General features: G+C 35.5%; 23 protein-coding genes. 15 read left to right on the top strand and 8 right to left on the bottom strand.

All coding sequences use genetic code 11. The features are described 5' to 3' along the window. Positions 1-4 precede the first annotated feature (4 nt). The 7 genes from GMD78_RS10930 to GMD78_RS10900 all read left to right on the top strand — a co-directional run bounded on the left by GMD78_RS10930 (position 5) and on the right by GMD78_RS10900 (position 5762). Entirely contained in the window at positions 5-517 is a 513-nt protein-coding gene (locus GMD78_RS10930; protein WP_155668863.1) for a GNAT family N-acetyltransferase, read from the top strand. Positions 518-541: 24 nt separating this feature from the next. Then, positions 542-1264 (top strand): hypothetical protein, encoded by a 723-nt coding sequence (locus GMD78_RS10925; RefSeq protein WP_155668862.1) that lies wholly within the window; start codon positions 542-544, stop codon positions 1262-1264. A 67-nt stretch (positions 1265-1331) separates the two neighbouring features. Further along, on the top strand, positions 1332-1820 hold the full coding sequence (locus GMD78_RS10920) for an NUDIX hydrolase (protein WP_155668861.1): 489 nt from the start codon (positions 1332-1334) through the stop codon (positions 1818-1820). Positions 1821-1845: 25 nt separating this feature from the next. Then, positions 1846-2772 carry a phosphotransferase gene (locus GMD78_RS10915; RefSeq protein ID WP_155668860.1) on the top strand — a complete coding sequence of 309 codons (927 nt, stop codon included), beginning with the start codon at positions 1846-1848 and terminating at the stop codon, positions 2770-2772. Positions 2773-2777: 5 nt separating this feature from the next. Further along, a complete protein-coding gene (locus GMD78_RS10910) occupies positions 2778-3239 on the top strand; it encodes a GNAT family N-acetyltransferase (RefSeq protein WP_155668859.1) in 462 nt (153 codons plus the stop codon). 399 nt (positions 3240-3638) lie between these two features. Beyond that, the gene (locus GMD78_RS10905) at positions 3639-4184 is read left to right on the top strand and encodes a hypothetical protein (RefSeq protein ID WP_155668858.1); all 546 of its coding nucleotides are present in this window, start codon (positions 3639-3641) and stop codon (positions 4182-4184) included. A gap of 252 nt (positions 4185-4436) precedes the next feature. Then, positions 4437-5762 carry an amino acid permease gene (locus tag GMD78_RS10900; RefSeq protein ID WP_155668857.1) on the top strand — a complete coding sequence of 442 codons (1326 nt, stop codon included), beginning with the start codon at positions 4437-4439 and terminating at the stop codon, positions 5760-5762. Here the strand turns inward: GMD78_RS10900 and GMD78_RS10895 are convergent. Beyond that, a complete protein-coding gene (locus GMD78_RS10895) occupies positions 5759-6388 on the bottom strand; it encodes a LysE family transporter (protein ID WP_155668856.1) in 630 nt (209 codons plus the stop codon). The two genes, GMD78_RS10900 and GMD78_RS10895, sit on opposite strands and share 4 nt — an antisense overlap. 140 nt (positions 6389-6528) lie before the next feature. Here GMD78_RS10895 and GMD78_RS10890 point away from each other — a divergent pair, with 140 nt between their 5' ends. From GMD78_RS10890 to GMD78_RS10870, 5 genes are all read left to right on the top strand, one after another. Continuing rightward, the gene (locus GMD78_RS10890) at positions 6529-7290 is read left to right on the top strand and encodes a phosphotransferase family protein (RefSeq protein ID WP_155668855.1); all 762 of its coding nucleotides are present in this window, start codon (positions 6529-6531) and stop codon (positions 7288-7290) included. Positions 7291-7321: 31 nt separating this feature from the next. Next, complete coding sequence (locus GMD78_RS10885; RefSeq protein WP_155668854.1) at positions 7322-7813, top strand: GNAT family N-acetyltransferase; 492 nt, start codon at positions 7322-7324, stop codon at positions 7811-7813. Beyond that, a complete protein-coding gene (gene fosM / locus GMD78_RS10880) occupies positions 7810-8232 on the top strand; it encodes a FosM family fosfomycin resistance protein (protein ID WP_155668853.1) in 423 nt (140 codons plus the stop codon). The genes GMD78_RS10885 and fosM overlap by 4 nt, the downstream gene beginning before the upstream one ends. Before the next feature lie 63 nt (positions 8233-8295). After that, positions 8296-8865 carry a DUF6241 domain-containing protein gene (locus GMD78_RS10875; RefSeq protein ID WP_155668852.1) on the top strand — a complete coding sequence of 190 codons (570 nt, stop codon included), beginning with the start codon at positions 8296-8298 and terminating at the stop codon, positions 8863-8865. A gap of 241 nt (positions 8866-9106) precedes the next feature. Next, the gene (locus GMD78_RS10870) at positions 9107-10789 is read left to right on the top strand and encodes a glycoside hydrolase family 13 protein (protein ID WP_343042257.1); all 1683 of its coding nucleotides are present in this window, start codon (positions 9107-9109) and stop codon (positions 10787-10789) included. Positions 10790-10827: 38 nt separating this feature from the next. Here the strand turns inward: GMD78_RS10870 and GMD78_RS10865 are convergent, their stop codons facing one another. After that, positions 10828-12060 (bottom strand): MFS transporter, encoded by a 1233-nt coding sequence (locus GMD78_RS10865; protein WP_155668850.1) that lies wholly within the window; start codon positions 12058-12060, stop codon positions 10828-10830. A gap of 111 nt (positions 12061-12171) precedes the next feature. On the opposite strand from GMD78_RS10865, the gene GMD78_RS10860 reads away from it, so the two are divergent. Beyond that, positions 12172-13905 carry an ABC transporter substrate-binding protein gene (locus tag GMD78_RS10860; RefSeq protein ID WP_155668849.1) on the top strand — a complete coding sequence of 578 codons (1734 nt, stop codon included), beginning with the start codon at positions 12172-12174 and terminating at the stop codon, positions 13903-13905. Positions 13906-14005: 100 nt separating this feature from the next. Here GMD78_RS10860 and GMD78_RS10855 read toward each other — a convergent pair whose 3' ends face one another. The 6 genes from GMD78_RS10855 to GMD78_RS10830 are packed head-to-tail and all read right to left on the bottom strand — an operon-like array spanning position 14006 to position 19841. Further along, entirely contained in the window at positions 14006-14446 is a 441-nt protein-coding gene (locus tag GMD78_RS10855) for a hypothetical protein (protein WP_155668848.1), read from the bottom strand. A 21-nt stretch (positions 14447-14467) separates the two neighbouring features. Next, positions 14468-15991, bottom strand: coding sequence for an ABC transporter substrate-binding protein (locus GMD78_RS10850; protein ID WP_155668847.1), 1524 nt, complete (start codon positions 15989-15991; stop codon positions 14468-14470). A 13-nt stretch (positions 15992-16004) separates the two neighbouring features. Further along, positions 16005-17000, bottom strand: coding sequence for an ABC transporter ATP-binding protein (locus tag GMD78_RS10845; RefSeq protein ID WP_155668846.1), 996 nt, complete (start codon positions 16998-17000; stop codon positions 16005-16007). Then, a complete protein-coding gene (locus GMD78_RS10840) occupies positions 16990-18000 on the bottom strand; it encodes an ABC transporter ATP-binding protein (protein WP_155668845.1) in 1011 nt (336 codons plus the stop codon). The genes GMD78_RS10845 and GMD78_RS10840 overlap by 11 nt, the downstream gene beginning before the upstream one ends. Continuing rightward, the gene (locus GMD78_RS10835) at positions 17990-18898 is read right to left on the bottom strand and encodes an ABC transporter permease (protein ID WP_343042254.1); all 909 of its coding nucleotides are present in this window, start codon (positions 18896-18898) and stop codon (positions 17990-17992) included. The genes GMD78_RS10840 and GMD78_RS10835 overlap by 11 nt, the downstream gene beginning before the upstream one ends. Positions 18899-18926: 28 nt before the next feature. Further along, positions 18927-19841: an ABC transporter permease gene (locus GMD78_RS10830; RefSeq protein WP_246187631.1), complete on the bottom strand. Its 915-nt coding sequence runs from the start codon at positions 19839-19841 to the stop codon at positions 18927-18929. Positions 19842-20070: 229 nt separating this feature from the next. Here GMD78_RS10830 and GMD78_RS10825 point away from each other — a divergent pair, with 229 nt between their 5' ends. Both GMD78_RS10825 and GMD78_RS10820 read left to right on the top strand, forming a co-directional pair. Continuing rightward, positions 20071-20988 (top strand): aldo/keto reductase, encoded by a 918-nt coding sequence (locus GMD78_RS10825; RefSeq protein ID WP_155668844.1) that lies wholly within the window; start codon positions 20071-20073, stop codon positions 20986-20988. 347 nt (positions 20989-21335) lie between these two features. After that, complete coding sequence (locus tag GMD78_RS10820; protein ID WP_155668843.1) at positions 21336-22556, top strand: DUF819 family protein; 1221 nt, start codon at positions 21336-21338, stop codon at positions 22554-22556. The last annotated feature ends 17 nt before the right edge of the window (positions 22557-22573 follow it).

Genomic DNA, 22573 nt, shown 5'->3' with positions numbered 1-22573 from the left:
AAAGATGAAAATAAGTAGGTTCTACGTAAATCACGATGAAATAGAAAAGGTAGTTCAATTATACGACCTAGTTTGGGATCAACAGGATTCCGAGATGTTAAATAGATTGAAACGGCATTCCTCCTACCCTGGATTTGTTGGATTGGTAGCCCATAGTAAAGATAATGAAATAACTGGATTCATTTATGGTTATACATCATTAACGGGTCAATACTATCATGGCATACTTCAAGAAGGTTTAGAGGAAGAAAAAGATTTTTGGTTACATAATTGCTTTGAACTTGTTGAGATAGCGGTTCATCCAGAGTATCGAAAGAAAAAAGTAGCAGAATCATTGTTGAATAATCTACAAACATATTTGCACCATAGAACAGCTATTTTAACAACACAAACGAATAATATACCAGCTCGAAGACTATACGGGAAGAATAATTGGTTAACGATCAGAGATGATTTTTATCCAGTAAAAGAGGGGCCGCCTTATGTTATTATGGGTAAATTACTTCTCTCCGAATAGTTTATTTAACTAGGAGGTCTTAGATTGACTAACGTTTCACTACTTACAGTTACACATGATCCAAAAGGAAAATCTATAAGTTTAATTAAAAGTGTTCAGCATGTGCTGGAATCCATATATTCAGGGCTTTACATTACGGTTAGTGAGGAGTCCTCGACAGAGTTAATCACTCTTTTAAGGAATAGCACGTTACATGTGAAAATCATACCCAAAAAAGGGGCTGCTCATGCAAGAAGAGAAGCTGTTAAATTTGGTTTATCTAGTAATAGTGGATATTTTCACTATGCTGATTTTGATAGAATCCTAGCATGGGCAAGCTATCATGAACAAGAGTTAAAACAAGTTGTTGCTGAAATATCCAATCAAGACTATTTAATCATTGGTAGAACAGAAAGAGCATTCCAAACCCATCCAGTAGAATGGGTGGAAACAGAGAAGATAACAAATAAAATTTGTTCTTTGGAATTAAATCAAGAAGTTGATATTACAGCAGGGTCGTGTGCATTCTCAAAAGAAGCTGCAAACTACATTGATCTGTATTCGAAAGAAAAAATGACTGATGCCGAGTGGGCAATGATTGTACATAGAATTGCAGGATTAAATGTGGCTACTTGTAAAGTAAATGGATTAGAGTACCGGGAAGAAGTTAATGGTGTCAACTATAGTACGAGTACTGCGGAAACATGGCTTAGTCGATTAAAGCTTAGCATGATTATTAGTGAGACAGCATGTAGAGTTGGAAAATAATTGATGGAATGAAGTTCTTAAGTAATTAAGAACTTCTAAATTAAGTACATTTAGAAAGGAACTTAACATGTTAAAATACACAATTGCTTTTATTAAACGAGGAGAAGAAATTCTATTACTCAACCGTGAATCATCTACGTGGATGGGAAGCTGGAATGGAGTCGGGGGGAAGCTAGAAAAAAATGAAACACCGACAGAGTGTATTATTCGCGAGATTAAAGAAGAAACCAATATTGATTTAGAGCGTATAGAATACAAAGGTACGGTTACCTGGGATTCGGACACAGCTAATTCAGGTAATGGTATGTATGCTTTCGTTGTTGAATTACCAATTACATATGACTATCAATCTCCGATTAAAACAGTTGAAGGAATTTTGGATTGGAAAAAGATAGATTGGATTTTACACCCCAAAAATACAGGTGTCGCTAACCTACCATACTTTCTTCCGTGTATGCTAGAAAGTAGCCGTATTTATAATCACCATTTTATATACAAGAATGGTGACGTAATAGATTTCAAATCCTCACCTATAAATGAGGGCGCTTATACATAATTAACTGAAATATGGAGGAAGTATTATGACAGGAAAAGAGATTTTAGGTAAATTTGGCTTTGAAGTAGAGTCAAATCCTGAAAGTATTTATCCGTTTTCACCAGTTTATAAGATTACTAGTGAAGGAAAGGATTATATTGTAAAACGAACACAGAAACAACCTCATGGATTGATGAACTATGTAAACATGCTACGGGAACATGAGATAAGAGTTGTGTCACCAGTAGAATTAGAAGTAGAAAACCCACAAACTATAGGTGATGAAACATATGTTGTTTATCCATTCATCCTGGGTAAACCGTATACTGGTAGTAAAGAAGAAATCTATGAGGCTGGAAAACTACTCGGTAACATACATGCTCGGTCACCGAAAGAAAATACGTATCAACTTGGAGAGTATGATGTATATGATTTTAATGAAGAGGAAATAGACACGAGTGTTAAAGATATCGTAAATCATGCTACTAAAGTGAATATATCAATTGATAGTAATAGGCTCGAGAAGAAGTTATTAGAAATTGTTTCTCATCAAGTTGAGTTAAAAAATAGCGAATTACCATATATTGCTACGCCGCATGATTATAAAGCGAATAATTTAGTCTACACCCCTTCTCCGTACTTGATTGATCCAGATAACGCAACGTGGATTCCAAGGATTTTTGATTTAGCTTTAGCATTATTGTTATTTCATAATGAAATGAACGGGGCACCTGATAGATTATTTACAAAGGAAGAATGGGACGTATTTTTGTCAGGCTATAAAGAGTCGATTAACTTAGAAGAAAAGGAAATAAGCTATTGGACGAAAGCAATTGAGCATGTTTTCTTAGACGAAGTTATGTGGCTAATGGCCGAATACGAGGAGGATTGGGAACGCCCAGCTCAACAAAAGTTATTTATTAATTTATTAGAGACTCTATACGATAGTTCCGAGTATCCGCTGAGGAGGTAGTGAAAATGAATATTTCCCGTACCTATGACTATGAACTGATAGCAAAGCTAAATAAACCAGTTCATGAGTTGCATGTGAATTTGTACCCAGAGTTTTTTAAAGAATATAATTCGGAGTTGATAACAGAAGCTTTTAAAACGATTATGCAAAATAAGCAGCAACTGTTTTTTGTAATTATAAAAAATAAAGAAGCTTTAGGTTATATTTGGACTGAAGTCGTTCAGTACCAGGAAAATGTGTTTCGTAACAGCTATCAAACGTTATTTGTACATCAATTATGTGTAAGTCAAACCGACAGAAATAAAGGATATGGTACGAAACTAATGGAGAAGGTCTATCAAATTGCAAAAGAAAAAAAGATACATAGAATTGAACTAGATTATTGGGCTGGCAATGATATCATGAAGTCTTTTTGCGATAAACATGGATTTCAGAAACATCGTCAATTTATGTACAAGCAGTTGTAATAAGCTTAGTTACTTAGGAGTGGTCATTATTGATTTATTTAAAATCAGTAACCATGAAAAATTACAAAAAAACTAATAATTATCCCTTTAATCTTCCTTTCATTATTGCTACGCATTCTCCGATGTTAATGGCGTTTCCAAATGCTGATAATTTTATGATAGAGAATAACTTTATCTATCAAACATCATGTGAAGAGATAGAGCATCCAAAATTACCAGGGATTTATTGAATAACCCAGAAAGCTTTTTAAGGCATTTATGAAATATATTTCATTAAATTAATAGTAAATTTTTACTAATTTTTGAAACTTTTTTCTTGGTTAATACGTCTAATATATATATAACTATGGAATTAGAAAAATACAGGCTTTTATGATAAATGTTTTTCAGGAGGAGAAAATGAAAAAGTCCTTATCTATCTTGATGTTTATTGGGTTAATTGTTGTTTCAGGTTGTTCACATTCTACATTGAAAGAAGCGATAGATAATAGTGGTCTTGCACAATATGATGAACCTGAGATATTATATCGTAACGATGATGAGGGTATCGTCATATTTTTAACGAAGGATGCAGAAGGAAGCTACATTGTTTGTCGTGGTACATATACGAAAAAAAATGATCGCTTTAAAGTAGATGATAGCAGTCATTTTGCTAGAAACGTAGATATTGTAAATAAATATGAATTTCTAACGATTGATTCAATTGAAGATGAATCCAATAATCCAAAGAGGTTTATTTGGGGCGGGGTATTTCATTATCCTCAAGCTGAAAAAGTTCAATATATTATTAATGATGAAGAAGGCAATGAACTACACCAAAATAGTACTGAGATAAATAATAAACATATTTTTCTTGATACAATACCTGACGATGTTAAAGATCTACATGAAGTTAATTATCAAGTATTAGATGCAGAAGGAAATATTTTATATGATCAAAGTTAAACAACAGGATGTCCTTAGGTTGGGATATCCTGTTTTTTTGTATTTTTGGGAAGAGAATGCTAACTCGAAACGAAAATCGATAAATCAGAACGAAAGCCATATCTCGGAATGAAATCCGAATCCTCCAAATAACCCTATTAGCATACCACATCCTCTTACTCGAACCGTAATTAACCAACTAGAAAAAATTACATTTTTATTTTCAGTTGGTATTGGGAATTTTATTAAGGGTAGTGTGTAAGGAGGATAACTATGGAGCGATCGAAACAAGAAGAAAACAATATGAAGTGGTGGCAATTATCCCTGTTTGGTGTAGGCTGTACGATAGGTACAGGCTTTTTCTTGGGTTCTAGTATAGGAATCCAACTAGGTGGTCCTTCTATCATTATTGGGATCATTTTAGCAGGTATTACTACGTATATTGTTTTTGATGCTCTAGCAAGATTAACCGCGAAACATCCTGAAAAAGGAGCATTCCGAACCTATGCTAAACAGGCATTTGGTCATTGGGCTGGTTTTAGTATTGGTTGGATGTACTGGTTCGCAGAAATATTAATCATGGGAAGTCAGTTGACCGCACTTTCTATTTTCTCTCGTTTTTGGTTTCCAAATATCCCATTATGGTTATTTGCGTTGGGGTATGCGATTATCGGGATTTTTGTATTATTAATAGGTGCTAAAGGATTAAGTCGAATCGAAAATGTTTTTGCTGTCATGAAGCTTGCTGCAATAGTTATGTTTATTTTTATCGCAGGTGCATTTGTATTTGGGTTTGTAGAAGGAACGGACAACTTAAACACACCGAGTTCATTAGAGGAACTGTTTCCTACGGGCATGATGGGATTTTGGGCAAGTTTAATTTTTGCGTTTTATGCTTTTGGAGGCATTGAAGTTATGGGCTTAATGGCTGTAGAGTTAAATGAGCCAAAGGATGCTCCAAAGGCTGGTCGAGTTATGGTTTTATCCCTTGTTACTATTTATGCCATCTCATTAGCATTAGCTTTGGTTTTAGTTCCTTGGGATGTTTTTAACACGGAAGAGAGTCCCTTTATTGTAGCTTTTAAGGATTTCAATCTAGGGTTTGTTCCTCATGTTTTTAATGGGGCTTTAATTATTGCTGGTTTTTCTACGATGGTTGCTTCCTTTTACGGTGTTACAACCATACTCGTCTCCTTAGCTAACGATGGAGATGCCCCTGCTATTTTCGCTAAGGAGGGAAGGCTAGCTGTTCCACTTCCATCGTTAGGTATTCTTGTTTTAGGTCTTGCTGCTTCAATCATTATGGCGCTTGCTCTACCAGAAAAGATTTATACGTATATTACAACTGGTGCGGGGCTGATGCTATTGTACAATTGGTTATTTATCATATTATCTGCTCGAAAACTACAAAAAGTAACCATAAAACAACAAATAAAATATATTGTAGGAATAGTATTCTTGTCTGCTGGAGTAAGTGGAACCTTAATAGATCAAACGAATCGACCAGGATTTTTTATTAGTCTCGGTATAGTTACATTAATTGGAATTGTAGCTTACTTCATGAATCGTAAATGGAAAAAAGAAGCTAACCATCACTAGTGTTCTATTAGTAGGGAGATTCCTTGTGTTCCAAAATATAATCCAAAACCAACGAGTGCTAATCCAGAGATAACTGCAATACCGGTAAGGATTCGATCATTAAGTACCTTTCTGAAACTGCTCGAAACTGCAGCCATCACAATGTCCCACGATAACAAACCAATAAATATCGCACTACTATAAAGAATTAGTGCCTGATAACCATAATTGGCTGCCGTTTTTGCTAAAACAGAACCATAAATTCCTAACCAAAACAAGATTGTTAAAGGATTAGTAATTGACATAATGAATCCTGCGAAAAAGGATTTATGTAATGGTTCTACATTTCTATCTTCACTTGCTTTTACTTCCTTGGCACTAACCATGCTTTCAATTCCTGTATAAATTAAAACAAATCCACCAAATAACCATAAGAATGTTTTAACGAAGGGTGTTTCAATTACGTGAACTACACCTAAATAAACTATTAACATATAAATAGCATCAGCCGTTATTGCACCGAGTCCTACGAACCAAGCTGGTAAAAATCCACCTTTTATTCCCCTATCTAATTGAGCGGCATTAACTGGACCGATTGGTGCCGCAAGAGACAATCCTAATAAAACATAGCTAAAAAACACACTCAACGTATACACTCCTTTACTGCTGAAACGTCCTACTTATGTCTATTCACAACAGAGTGCTTGTACAACTAAAAAATAAAAATAACAGGAAAATAGCTAATGACATCGAATAAGTAATAAAGACGTTTTGAGGAGAGAAGCGGATGGATATTGAAAAAGTCGTGATGAAATTAATTGGAGATCAAGTTAAAGAATATACGAAAATTGAAGGCGGATTGGATAGTTTAGTTTGGAAGATAACCTCTGTAGAAGAACATACATATGCATTACGGGTGCTACCTAAACATAGATATCACCAGTTCGTTCAGGAACAATCCACTCTCAAACTGGCTGGGAGAGCAGGGGTACCAGTTCCTAAGGTTCATAAAGTGGATTGTTATGATCAATATACTGTTATGTTAATGGATTGGTTACCAGGAAGAACAGTATTTGAAGAAATAAAAATATCCCCAGAAAGTGTAGATAAGTTTGGATTTGCGTTTGGGGAAACACAAGCAATTATTCATTCAATTCATATGGAACAACCTAGGATATCTAATTGGTTAACAGCAGGAAATAAAGAAGAAGAAAAGCTGATCGAGTCGATAGATAATAAATATCCACAAGCGAATACATTAATTCACCTTGATTATCATCCGTTAAATGTCATGACGGATGGTGAAAAAATTACTGGTGTTATTGATTGGATGAATGCTTCCGTTGGGAATTATCAATATGATATTGCTCGGACAATGGCTGTGTTAAAAATAGACGGAGAAAAGCTAATCGAACCACAAGTATTGGAATTATTCATTGAAGCTTGGATAAATGGGTATGAAAGCGCTGGTCAACCGGTTGGAGATTTATCTTTATTTTATAGCTGGGCTAAGGTTCGCATGATCAGAGATGCTAAAGAGAGAACATAAAAATTACTAGATCAGAGATGAGGATAATATAATGAATATAATAATAAAAAATATGACGGAAAAATTTGCTATCGAAATTCTAACTTGGAAGTACGAAAGACCCTATGATATGTACAATAATGTCTTAAGTGGAGATGCTATTATAGAACTTCTTGATCGATCTTATAAAGCGATTACAGACGAAAATCATAATTTAATAGGTTTCTACTGTGTAGGGAAATCTGCTCAAGTTCCTGCAGGAAGGAAATATCAAGCTTATGTAGATGATTGTATTGACCTTGGGATTGGTATGAAACCAGAGTTAACAGGGCAAGGGTATGGAACTCATTTTTTGGCACAAATATTAGAGTATATAACTAAACATGATGAAAAAAGAGACATTCGTTTAACAGTTGCAACCTTTAACAAGCGAGCCATACATCTCTACGAAAAATTTAACTTTATCAAGAAAATGACGTTTCATAGGGATGATACAGAATTTATAACGATGATTAAAGAAAATACAAATGAGGTGAGTCGATGAAAATAAAGGGGATTAACCACCTCCTTTTTTCCGTTTCAAATCTAAAAACTTCTATTACATTTTATAAAAATGTATTTGATGCAAAACTTTTAGTGAAAGGAAGGAGTACTGCGTATTTTGATCTCAATGGGCTGTGGCTCGCACTAAATGAAGAAAAGAATGTACCACGAAATGAAATTCATCAGTCTTATACTCATATTGCATTTTCAATTGATGAAAAAGATTTTCAGGCAGTATGTGATAAACTCGAAAGATTAAACGTAACTATATTAAAGGGAAGAAAGAGGGACAAGCGAGACAAACAATCAATATATTTTACAGATCCAGATGGACATAAATTTGAGTTTCATACTGGTACACTTAATGATCGTTTAGATTATTACAAATCGGAAAAGACTCATATGCAATTTTTTAATTAGAATTGGGTTAGCTACTATCAAGAATAACAAAATTCCCAATCCAACTTCAATTGGAGGGGTAATATGTACAAAGTAGTTATAACTGTATTAATCGTTTCTTTCATTGTGTTACTAAGTGTTGCAGGATGGCATGTATACAAGATGTTTACCAACAACGAAGAAGCAACAGAAAATATATCAGATGAGGAAATGGAAGCTGCAAAAGAAGAGCTTGAGCAACAAAGAATAGAGATTCAGGGAAACATTAAAGAGGAAGATTTAAACCGTTTTGCTGATGAAGGATTAAATCCCTTTGGTCAAACGAAACAAATGCATGAGCTAAACGATATTATATACCAAGAATATATACATGGTATGGCTCATCAAAAGGTAAAGGCAAGTGAAAAATGGGGATTCTATGAAATTCATCCAGAACGTATTCAATGGTTATTAGATGGATTAAATGAAGTTAACCTAAAACATGAAACTATTTATCGCGATATTCTAGAAAAATGGGCAAAAGGGGACTTCTCCTCTGCAGATGCTGATCACAATACAATTTGGAGACTGCAAGGTGGAACTATTGGCAAAGCAACAGGCGTGTATAGTCCCGAAGAGGAGAAGGCATATTTAGAAAAACAGTCAGATGAATAAAGGGAATCTTCATCAATCAGTGTGAGAGTGGTGGTTTTACTCCACGTTATATACGGGATAAAAATAAAAAATTTCATAATAATTTTCTCCATGATTTAGTTTTGGTATGATAAACATAATGAGGCAATTGGTTTTAAACTAATTGCTTTTTTCGTAGGCAGGTAGGATAGTATGAAACATTGCTGCCCTGCTTAATGGAACTGCGGCTTGGCAAAAACAAGAAAATGGTGGAGGAATGATTGTGGACAAGACCTGGTGGAAAGAAAGTGTCGTCTATCAAATATACCCAAGAAGTTTTAATGACAGTAATGGTGATGGAATTGGTGATATAAAAGGGATGATTGAAAAGCTAGATTACTTGAAGGAACTAGGAATTGATGTAATTTGGCTATCTCCTGTATATAAATCACCCAATGATGATAATGGGTATGATATTTCAGATTATCAAGATATTATGGATGACTTTGGAACAATGGCGGATTGGGAAGAGCTTTTATCTGAAATACATAACCGGGGAATGAAATTGATTATGGATTTAGTAGTAAATCATTCGTCAGATGAGCATGAGTGGTTCCAAGAGTCAAGAAAATCTAAGGATAATCCTTACCGTGATTATTATATATGGCGTCCAGGAAAAGGCGAAAAAGAACCAAATAATTGGGAATCTACTTTTAGTGGACCTGCATGGGAATATGATGAACAAACAAATGAATATTATTTACATATTTTCAGTAAAAAGCAACCCGATTTGAATTGGGAAAATCCTAAGCTTCGCAATGAAATTTATAAAATGATGAAGTGGTGGTTGGATAAAGGAATTGATGGGTTCCGTATGGATGTGATTAACTTTATTTCAAAAGTACCAGCCTTGCCTGATGCACCAAATCCTGAAGCGAAGAGATATGTATCTGGAAGTCAATACTTTATGAATGGTCCTCGAATTCATGAATTTTTACAAGAAATGCATAAAGAAGTTCTTTCCCTCTATGATATCATGACAGTTGGAGAAATGCCTGGTGTTGACGTGGAAGAGGCCAAGAAATATACAGATCAGAATCGTGACGAATTACAAATGGTTTTCCAGTTTGAACATATGGATTTAGACTCTGGCCCAAATGGAAAATGGGATTTAAAACCACTGGATTTGAGAGACTTGAAAGAAAGTATTTCGAAGTGGCAAACAGGACTACATGGTGTTGGTTGGAATAGCCTATATCTAAATAATCATGATCAGCCACGGATCGTATCCCGATTCGGTAATGATAAAGAATACCGAGTGGAATCAGCAAAAATGCTAGGTACATTCCTGCATATGCTACAAGGTACTCCTTATATCTATCAAGGTGAAGAGATCGGCATGACAAATATAAAATTTGATTCGATCAACGATTATCAAGATATAGAAATTCTTAATATGTACAAAGAGAAAGTGACCGAAGGCAACGAAGATCATGATAAAGTAATGGAATCGATTTATGTAAAAGGAAGAGATAATGCTAGAACGCCAATACAGTGGGATGATACAGAAAATGGTGGATTTACTACTGGAGATCCTTGGATTCAGGTGAACCCGAACTACAAAACAATTAACGCTAAACAGGCTGTTAAAGATGAACATTCGATCTATCATTACTATCGAAAATTAATCAAATTACGTAAACAACATGATTTGATCGTATATGGTGAATACCAGTTAATATTACCAGATCATGAGCAAATCTATGCTTATATGCGTTCTTATGAAGGAGAAAAGCTACTCGTTGTTACCAATTTCAGTGAGCAGTATGTGGCGTTTCAGCTTCCAGAGGACGTGACATTTAAAGCAGAGGAAGTGCTAATTGGAAATTATGATATTGATGGCATAGAGGATTTCTCTTCCTTTACGTTAAAACCGTATGAAGCTAGAGTTTATAAAGGTATATAATAAATTTGCCCAGGTTATAAAATAGCCCGGGCAAATTTTTAAATTAATTTCCGAAAAGGATGAAAGTAAAGTCTTATAAATAGGAGGAAAAAAATACACGCTGAGACCGAAAACAAAATTGGAATTGGTAGCCACTCAGCCCATAGTCCAGCAATAAATAATCCAAACGGAAGGGTTAGTTTCATAAGCATGGATGAGGTGCCCGCAACACGTCCCAACAAGTTGTTTGGTGTGAATTCTTGTCTAATGGTAAAGTATACGATATTTGAAATGGTTGTTGAAAATGTTCTTATAGCCAGTGAAATCCCAATCACCCACCACGAAGGTGCAACGATCAGACATAACATAGCTATGAAATCAATCAAAAGACAGAACGTATAAATATTTCCCCTGCCAAATCGCTTTCTAATTTTACTAATAACCATTGCACCAATAAGACCTCCAATAGCAGAGATGGAAAACATTAGACCAACCTGTGCCTCAGTTGCAAGTAGCTGATCAGTGACATAAAAGACGAGTACACCAATCACTAAGCTTGAAGCGAAATTAATAAACAAAACTGTTATCGTCGGAGTTAATAACGTTTTATTCTGAAATAGCTCTTCGATTCCTTCTTTTATCTCTTTCCGAAAACTATGCTGCTTTTTTTCTTTATGGCCATCAGAGGGTAAATAAACGAATTGAATACTTATAAACAAGATACCTAAACAGACCGTGTAAATCATTAATGTTGAAGTGAAAGAAAATAATACGAGTACAGCCCCAGCTAAACCTGGTCCAATGGTTTGGATAAATGTACTTACAAATGACAGTTTTGCATTTGCTGAGGTTAATTGCTCTTTTGTTACAATTTGCGGTAAGACAGAATGGTGTGCATTCCAAAATGTATATCCTGCAGAAGATAATAAAAATCCTAATATGTATAGGTGCCATAATTGAATTTGATCCGTAAAAAGTAACAATACGATACCTAACATAGATAATACTTGTATAAAACTAGCCCATAACATCATTTTCTTTCTGTTAAAGCGATCAACGAATACACCAGCAATAATCCCTAGAAATATATTAGGAAAGAATTCAATTGCCCTCATCGTACTCATTGCCAGAGCTGATTGACTGATATGGTAGATTAATAGGGGAATCGCAATCGTATACATTTGTGAGCCAAAGCTTGAAATGGTTGAACCTCCCCAAATTAACATGAAGTTTTTATTTTTCCATAGTGTTGATGACTTTTCTTCTAATTGAACTGCTGCATCTACTTTCATATTACATACCTCCTATTGCGTATTCCATTATTAAATTGTAAATTGATTAAAGGTGAAGAAAAAGCGATGATATCATAAAAATATAGTTCACCTTTTTTGGAGGGGGATTTGATGAAATACATGGAATATGTAAGGATTTTAACAACTTACTTTACTAAAAATGTACAAGTAGAAACTACAATTGCACAGCTTGCTAGATTATTTAATTGTTCCGAACGTCATACGAAATCAATTGTTAATTACCTAGACCAACATAATTGGATTAAATGGGAAGTACAACGAGGACGGGGAAAGAAACCAAAACTAACCTTGTTTGTTCAAAGTGATGATATCCTATACCAGGAGGCAATAAATAAAGTTGGATCAGAAAAGTATCAAGAAGCATTTCGTTTACTACAACAAATGGATTCAATGTACCAAGATAGATTTCAAACATGGTTTAAAAAGGTTCTAGGTATCTCTCAAACCAAGACGGAAGATGAAGAACCACTAGACGTACTAAGGTATCCTTTTTATGAAACGATGCTCTCTATGGATCCATTAACAATCATGTCTAGACATGACAGCCACATGGTTCAACAGATTTTCGATCGATTAGTAGCGTACGATCCAAAATCAGACAAGTTAATTCCACAGATTGCGCATCACTGGGAGACCGTTGATGGTATACGGTGGTATTTTTATTTGCGAAAACAGGTGATGTTTCATCATGGACGAGAACTTACCAGTAATGATGTCAAAGCGACGATAGATCGTCTTCCGAAATATGATGTGATTAAGAAAAACTTAGTAACGATAGAAATAAGGAATCAAACCGTGATTATATTTAAATTAAAGGAAACAGATTATCTATTCCCCAGATATTTAGCAACTATGAAAGCATCCATTATTCCAATAGAAATGGTCGAACAAAACGAAATCAATTTTCGAAAAAAACCAATCGGAAGTGGACCTTATCAATTAACAAGGCATGACCAAGAGAAAGTTCAACTTGATGTATTTTTAGATTACTATGGATATCGGCCATGGTTAGATCGAATCGAGATTATAAAAACGCCTGAGAAGTTAGTGGGCAATCAATCACACCCATTTCTATTGTCAGCACCAGACTCATCTTGGAAGGGAATAAAAGTACAAGAGGAGGGGGCGGATTATATTACGTTTAACTGTCGAAAAGATGGCCCATTGAAAAATATTTATTATCGTCGATTATTATGTAATTTGATTGATGAGAAGGAATTTTGCCTTCATAGTAATCATGAGAACGAATCAGTAGCACATAGTTTTTTAACAGAAAGATCGAAGGAAAAGACAAGTAAAACGAAAGTACATGACAATGTAAATGAAGATATGTTTTTACAAATTGCTGCTCAGCAAATCCGAGAAGGTGTGAATCACAAAAGAGAGGCTTTGATTTTACAAAGTCAGCTTGAAAGAGCTGGTATTTCTTCATCTGTTGAAATAGTTAATGCCCAAGATTTAGGGAATCCACAAGTGTTGAATAAATTTGATATTGTTGTTGCTGGAATTGCTTTAACAGAAGATCGTTTACTGTCTGTATTAACAGCTATCCAATCCAGTCAGCTAACCATATACCCAAGTTTGAATGAACAGATGAGAAATGAAGTGGATCAACAAGTTTCTGCATTAAAAAAGCTTCATGATACGACTAGACAATGGCAAATGTATGTTGCGATTGAAGACTATTTAAAATCAAATCATGCTATCTTCTTTTTAAATCATCGGACACATACGGTGTATGAGCCAAATAATAGTCAATATATGAATATTAAACTTGATAGTAATGGAAGGGTAGATTATCGCAAAGTTTGGAAGAAGGAGTAATGAATTGCTCATAGGGAAAATAGTAATTAACTTTATCAATAAAAAAGAGGTCTGTCCAAAGCAAATTTCATGACTTTTGGACAGCCTCTTGACTCAATCGTTATTCTAATTCGGTTACATGTAGCAAATCAACTAGATAACCAGATTCTGTTTGCCGCTTATTTATAAACTTCCAATGTGGTTCAAACATCTTTTCCAACGTTTCAAGTTGATCTTCATTCAACGGAATGTCATAGAACTTTGCATCTTCCATTCGATAATTTGTACCTTCTTGTAGTGAAAATTTTAAATCAAGAAGTTTTTTAATCCCAAATTTAGATACATATTTAATTCTATAATCTGATTGAATTGCCTCGATAATTGTTGCGTTTGCCTTATTACTTGCTTGTATTAACTCTGCATAATCAAACGTGTCATCAAAATCATTTAATGCTTTACTATCTTCGTTTTGTAGATAGCTGATTAATGTTGAGCTACTCATTCCTTTAGCAAGTAGTGTTTCAACCATATAGGATTCCCACAAAGAAATAGCTGGAGTCACTGGAATTCCTCCTTTAAAATATTATTCACTTAGAGTAATCTCATCAACATAATAAAGCTCGTCCAATCTAGGTGTATAATTGATGCGGTCATTCACACCGTAACGTCCCTCTAATTGGAATAGATAAACTACAGGAAGTTCATCGGCAAAGATTTGTTGAATTTCTTGGTATTGTGCCGCTCTTTCTTCTTCATCCATGTTATATGCTGCAGCATCAAGTAATTCTTCGACTTTTTCATTCGAATAGCTAGTTACATTATCTTCTTTAAAAAGTTCAAGAATACTTCCATCAAACATGTCATTCCCCCAACCAACGAATACTCCTTCACGAAGGTCTTCGTTAAACAGGCGGTTTGCGAACTGACTTTGTTCAATTAGTTCAATGTCAGCAGTAATTCCAACTTCTGCAAGCATTCCGACAACTACCTCTGCCATCTCTGTGTAGTAGTTATTCACAGAAATCTCAACAGTGACACCATCTTCATAGCCAGACTCTGCTAAGACTTCCTTCGCTCGTTCTGGGTCATAACGATACGTGTCATATAATGATTCATCTGCTCCGAAGTTTCCTGGTGTTACATGTGTTCTTGTTGCAGTTGCAGAACCTAGTAAAATTTCATCAATAATTACTTGGTTATCAATTGCTAAATCAATTGCTTCTCTAACAGCTGGATCAGCGGTTGCTGCACCCTCTTCAGTAGAAAGCCATAATTGTATAACACGTTGGATTGGTGCAAGAGCTACATGTGTACCATCATTTTCATTGATACGGTTCATGTCTGCAGTAGGAATGTTGAATGCAATATCGATTCCATCTGTTAATAATTCTGATACACGAGTAGAATCTTCCGGTACGACTGAGAAATGTACCGTTTCCCATTTAGGTTCACCTTCAAAATAATCATCATACTTAACAAGCTCTACATGGTCATCACGTTCCCATGTGCTAAATTCATAAGGACCAGTACCTACTGGGTTATTGAAGAATTCGTCAGCTCCAACTTCGTTGAAATAAGTGGATGGAAGAATACTTGCAGCAGGTGTAGATAGCCGGCTTAGAAGCTGTGGATCTGGTTCTGTTGTCACCACTTGTACCGTCGCGTCATCGATAATATTTACTTCTTCAATTTGTCTAAATGTTGAATTTTGTTGTAGTGTTGTATCGGTTGCAACACGTTCAAGAGAGAATTTTACATCCTCAGCAGTAAACGTATCTCCATTATGGAATGTTACGTTTGGCTCTAAGTTAAATTCCCATGTATTATCATCAATTTTTTCCCAAGAAGTAGCAAGATCAGAAACAATCTCTCCTGTTTCATCTCGTTTTACTAACTTGTTATAGATATTTACAAGTACAGCAGAGGTAGTAATTACACTATTGTTATGTGGATCTAATGTTGTAATGTCTGCTGGATTTGCAACAGTTAGTAGTTCATAACCATTTCCTTCTTTTTCTGTAGAATCTGAGTCTGGATCAGAAAATCCACATGCTGAAATAAATAAAGTGATAAATAGCATGGTGCTAATGATAGATAATTTTTTCATGAAATTATTCCTCCTAGTTTTCTCTATTGCTAGCTTGTTCAGGATAATGACAAGCATATTCATGATGTTTCTCATGCTCTATAAGCTCTGGAGCATTTGTCTTACAATCTTCTTTTGCATTCATACAGCGATTGTAAAAGGGACAACCGCTAGTGGTAATATCAAAGCTTGGTGTTTCCCCTTGAACAAGCGTTTTTTCTTTACGTAAACGTGGGTGAGACGGGGGAACCGCGTTAAGTAAAGCTTTTGTATACGGATGCTTAGGGTTTTTAAAAATTTCCTCCTTATCCGCAATTTCTACAATTTTCCCTGCGTACATTATGGCAATACGATCACTAATATGTTTAACGGCTGGTAAACCATGTGCGATAAAGATAAAGGCGATCCCGTAGTTTTTCTGTAATTGTTTAAGCAGGTTTAGGATTTGCGCTTGGATAGATACATCTAAAGCGGATACTGCCTCATCACATACTATTAGATCTGGTTTTAAAGCAATTGCCCTAGCAATGCTTAATCGCTGCCTTTGTCCACCACTAAATTGATGGGGATAGCGATTTAGATGCTGCATGCCAAGTCCAACTTCCTCTAGTAGTCCTAGAGCTCGCAATTCCAATTCCTTTTTTGATAGTTTTTCATGAATAAGTAGTGGCTCTGTTACAATTTCTTTGGCAGTCATTCTTGGATTTAGGGAGCCATATGGGTCTTGAAATACCATCTGTAACTTTTTCTGGGTTTGCTTTCTATCTTTTTTAGATTGTGTAAACACATCATTACCATGAAAAACAACTTGTCCATCTGTGGGCTGTAGTAATTGCATGATTAATTTAGCAACGGTTGATTTTCCTGATCCTGATTCCCCAACTATCCCAAGGGTTTCACCGGCATTTATATAAAAATTAACACCATCCACCGCTTTTACATAAGCTTGTTCCTGTTTCTTCTTTTTTCTTGGGAGTGGGAAATGCTTTTTCAAATCTGTAACTTTTAGCAAGGCATCTTCATTGCTCATGGTTATTGCCTCCCTTCCCAGGGTATATACAGCGGGCAGAATGATCATTTAATATGGGATTTAATTCCGGTATCTTTTCTACACATTTTTCCGTTGCTAATGGACATCTTGGATGAAAAGGACATCCTTTCGGCTTATTAGCAATATCAGGGGCATTTCCTGGTATGGGATCTAATAAGTCCGATTGTGTCTCTAGTGTTGGCATTGCCTTCATGAGCCCCATCGTATATGGGTGTTGTGGGTTCTCAAATAGGTCGTACACTGTTGCTTCTTCTACTATCTTTCCAGCATACATAACAAGTACTCGGTCAGCGATATCAGCAACAACACTAAGGTCATGCGTAATAAAAATGACTCCGGTACCGTTACGACTGTTTAAGTCTTTTATTAAGGCAAGTATTTGCGCTTGAGTGGTAACATCTAAAGCTGTTGTTGGTTCATCTGCAATTAATAAATTGGGTTCTCCTGCTAATGCAATGGCAATCATTACTCGTTGACGCATCCCGCCAGATAACTGGTGGGGGAAATAGGTCGCTACCGTTTCTGCATTAGGAATCTCTACCTGTTTAAGTAGCTCAATTACTTTTTCCATTCTTTCTTTTGGTGATTGCTTTGGGACATGGATTTTCAATGCTTCAGCTATTTGCGTTTTTACTCGTAACATCGGATTTAGAGAGGACATTGGCTCTTGAAAAATCATAGACATTTCTTTGCCTCGTAATTTTCTGCGTTCTTTTTTTGACATCTCTACCAAATTATGTCCTTGATACAGGATTTCCCCATTAGCAATTGTTCCACCACTCTTTAACAGCCCCATAATAGATTGAGAGGTTATGCTTTTTCCACTTCCAGATTCTCCGACAATCGCAACAATTTCTCCAGGTTTCACATCGAAGGAGATATCATCGACTACTGTGATGTTTTTCTTTCCTTTTGCTGGAAATTGGGTAACTAAATGGTTTACCGAAAGAAGGGCATCTTGATGTGAATCATGAGTCATCTTCGTCCCCTCCTTTTTTTAATTTAGGATCAAGTATATCGCGTAACCAATCTCCTAGAAATGTAATCGCTAAAACGGTAATGGTTATTGCAAGTCCTGGAAATGTAGCAATCCACCAACTTGTTGCAATATAGTTTCTTCCATCATTCAGCATGCTTCCCCAAGTAATGTCAGGTGGTTGTACACCTAGACCTAAGAAACTTAGGGAGGATTCTGTCATAATCGCTGTTGCGATCCCAATAGTAGCAACTACAATAAAGGAAGATAATACATTGGGAATAATATGCTTTCGAATAATATGGGTATTACTAGCTCCTAATGTTTTAGCAGATTGAACAAATTCTCTTTCTTTCACACTTAGTACTTCTCCGCGTACTAATCTAGTATATTGAGCCCAGCTCGTAAGACCGATTACTAGAATTAAAGTAACTAATCCTGGGTCAAACACAACGATGGCTACTAAAACTAATAATAGAGTAGGAATGGCAAGCATAGCATCTACAATTCGCATGATTGCTTGGTCAACCAAAGTCCCTCCAAAATAACCGGATATTAGTCCGAGAAATAACCCAATCGCTCCAGCAATAAGTACTGAAAGTATTCCTACCAATAAGGACACACGACTTCCATATATTAGTCTGCTAAGGATATCACGTCCAACATGATCTGTTCCTAATATATACGTGCTTGATCCACCATCTATCCATGCAGGTGGGGTCAAGCGCTTAGTTGCGTCAATTACAAATGGATCATGTGGAACAATCCACGGAGCAAATATTGCCATTAATACAATGATACTAACAGTAATAAAACCTATAATCCCTAATGGTGTGGAAAGTTCCATCAACCGGGAGCGAACTTTCTTGATTTTGCTTAAATGTGATAGATTGTTATTCAACGTAAGACGCTCCTAATCTGTTTCTGATCTAGTTATACTTAATTTTAGGATCTAGTACACGGTAAATAATGTCAGTTAACATGTTTGCTAGAATAGTAATTATAGCAATCACAAATACGATGGCCTGTACGACTGCCATATCACTAGTTTCAATAGCTGTTAACAGTAGCCTGCCAATACCTGGCCATGCAAAAACAGTCTCAACAACGATTGCTCCACCTATTAGCTGTGGGAATTGCAATCCAATGATGGTTACAATAGGGATGAGTGAATTTAGAAAAACATGTTTTCCAATAACAATGGACTCTTTTTGTCCTTTGCTTCTAGCTGTTTGTACATATTCCTGTTCAATTACCTCTAATACACTAGCTCGTACTAGTCTAGTCATTTCTGCTGCAAGTGCAACACCTAGTGTAATAGAAGGTAAAATGAAATGGAGTGGGGTATCTGCCCCAGACACAGGGAAAATAGGTAGTGTTACAGCAAAGAAAAGAATTAACATGATTCCAATCCAAAAATTAGGCATCGCTTTCCCAACAACGGAAACACCAGAAACAAGAAAATCAATAATGGTATTTCGTTTTATGGCAGCAAGTATTCCCAATGGAATCGAAATAAAAATCGCGACTAGCATAGCCATTAAAGAAAGAGCAATTGTAGCAGTAAGCCGTTCTGTAACTAATTCCAATGCTGGCTCTTGGTATTGGTAGGACATACCAAAATCACCACGGATTAGGTCACCTACGTATTGAAAATATTGAATATGAAATGGTTGATCTAGACCAAGCGATTCACTAAGTATTGCACGATCCTCTGCAGTTGCATTTTCTGGGAGCATTTGTGATACAGGATCACCAGCAACGTAGACGAGTGCAAATATAATAAGCGTTAATATCAATAAACTAGGTATTATTTGTAACATAGATCGCTTTAAATAGCCCAAGAAATCACCCCAATTTACTAAAAAATAGGTTGCTGAATTTATCAAATTTATTTGTTTCAAAAAATATAATTTGACAAAATTAACAAAAACCAATAATCCCACTATATTTAGTATGAATTGAAAAGTCAAGAAGATAAACTTGCCCTCCAATTGGGCGATATTGGTAATAGTGGTACTCAAGAGTTATAATAGATAACATACAGGAGTAAACACTAAATGAGGTGCTTATATGAAAAAAATTAAATTAGGAACAAGTAATATACCCGTATCTAATATAGCTTTAGGTTGTATGAGAATGGGGGAGTTGTCGAGCTCAAAAGCAGCAGTTGTAATGAATCAAGCCTTAGAGTTAGGAATTGATTTCTTTGATCATGCAGATATTTACGCTGGTGGTAAATCAGAGGAAATTTTTGCTGAAGCAATTGGTATGAATCCTTCTATTAGAGAGAAGATGGTTTTGCAAACTAAGACTGGTATTCGAAAAGGGTATTTTGATTTTTCAAAAGAACATATTATAGGATCAGTTGATAAAAGCTTACAGCGTTTAAAAACAGATTATATTGATGTATTACTTCTTCATCGTCCGGATACACTTGTTGAACCAGAAGAAGTAGCAGAAGCATTTGCTACATTAAAGGAAAGTGGAAAAGTTCATCACTTTGGCGTAAGTAATCATAATCCGATGCAAATTGAGCTGTTAAAGAAATATGTAGAGCAGGATTTAATTGTAAATCAATTGCAATTTAGTATTATGCATACGGGTATGATTGACACAGGTTTACTTGTAAATATGAAGCATGAAAATGGAGTGGATCGGGATGGAAGTGTATTAGATTATAGCAGGTTACATAATATAACTATTCAAGCATGGTCTCCATTCCAATATGGCTTTTTTGAAGGTGTATTTGTAGATAATGACAAATTTCCTGAGTTAAACAATAAGCTTGCAGAGATCGGTGATAAATATAACATTTCTAAATCAGCAGTAGCTATTGCATGGATTTTACGGCATCCAGCGAAGATTCAGCCTGTAGTAGGTACGATGAATCCAGAACGTCTGTCAGAGATTGCTAAAGCAGCTGAGGTAGAATTAACAAGAGAAGAATGGTATGGTATCTATTTAGCAGCTGGTAATATGTTGCCGTAAGAATGTAACGATTTGTTCTTTTGTGCTATTGAATTAATATGATTAGGTCATAGAAAAATGCAATGTATAGGACTATTCCATGAAAGGGTGTTTTTGTTGGGATTTGCAATTGCACTATTAACACTTTTATCATCAGTTGGATTCCTGTATTATTTGGGAAAACTTAGTTAGGATTAACATGGTAAAATAAAGAATGTATTTTAAATGGACAAGCTTTTTTCTAATAGCTTGTCTTTCTTTATTTTAGAAACGGGTCAATTGTTATATTAATGATGTTTTTGTATAATTTAACAAGAATAACTAGGTTTATAATTTTTCTAAAAATCAATAAAGCAGAGGGGAAGAAAATGGTACATACAATTATTCAACCCGATGATACATGGATTCTTTGGGCGTTTTTAGCTGGTTGGGCAGCAGTGAGTATTTACTTAGAACAGAAATACGAGTGGGCATCGAAAATTTCAGGAGCAATCATTGCACTAGTTGGAGCAATGCTATTAGCTAACTTCAATGTTATTCCAACTGATTCCCCGGTATATGATACGGTATGGAGTTATGTTGTTCCGCTGGCAATTCCGCTACTATTATTTCAATCTAACATTCTAAAGATATGGAATGAAAGCGGAAGGCTATTATTGATGTTTTTAATTAGTGCAATTGGAACAGTAGTTGGAGCAATTGTTGGTTTCTTCCTATTAAAAGATCTAATTCCAGTTTTGGATAAAGTAACCGCAATGATGACAGGCTCATATATTGGGGGAAGTGTGAACTTGGCGGCTTTATCTGCTAGGTTTGATACACCTGGTGAGTTAGTTTCTTCGGCTGTAGTAGCTGATAATTTGATGATGGCATTATATTTCCTTGTACTGATCTTAATTCCAGCATTAAGCTTCTTTCGAAAAAGATTTAAGACGCCGTATATTGATGAGTTGGAACAAAATAGTGAGGATGGAAATAGTAATCTAGCTGCTTCCTATTGGAAAGGGAAAGAGATTTCTTTAAAAGATATCGGACTAGCTGTTGGGACAGCATTTGTACTTGTAGCGATTTCCTTTAAATTAGCTGAGCTTTTCGGAAGGATCATACCATCGGGTGTAGATGCTCCATTTCTATTGAATGCTATAAGTGGGATTTTGGGCGATAATTATCTAATGCTTACTACGATTACATTACTATCAGTTACAATTTTTTCTCGGTATTTTGAACGTATTAATGGAGCACATGAAATTGGGACGTATTTGATTTATATTTTCTTTGTTGTTATCGGTGTTCCAGCATCTCTTCCAATCATTTTACAAAATGCGCCGTTGTTACTTGTACTGGTGTTTATTATGGTTTCGATGAATATGATTATTTCATTTGTACTCGGTAAAATCTTTAAGTTCAACCTAGAAGAAGTAATTATTGCGAGTAATGCCAATATTGGTGGACCAACTACGGCAGCAGCAATGGCTATTTCAAAAGGCTGGAGTAAGTTAGTAGCACCGATATTAATCGTTGGTACACTTGGATATATTATTGGAAACTATATTGGGGCTGTAATTGGTTATTGGTTTGGGTTGTATTAAGAAAAGGAACAATCCAC

This window comes from Ornithinibacillus caprae (genome assembly GCF_009728145.1).
GTDB lineage: Bacteria > Bacillota > Bacilli > Bacillales > Amphibacillaceae > Ornithinibacillus > Ornithinibacillus caprae.
This window is presented reverse-complemented; position numbering and strand designations above follow the sequence as displayed.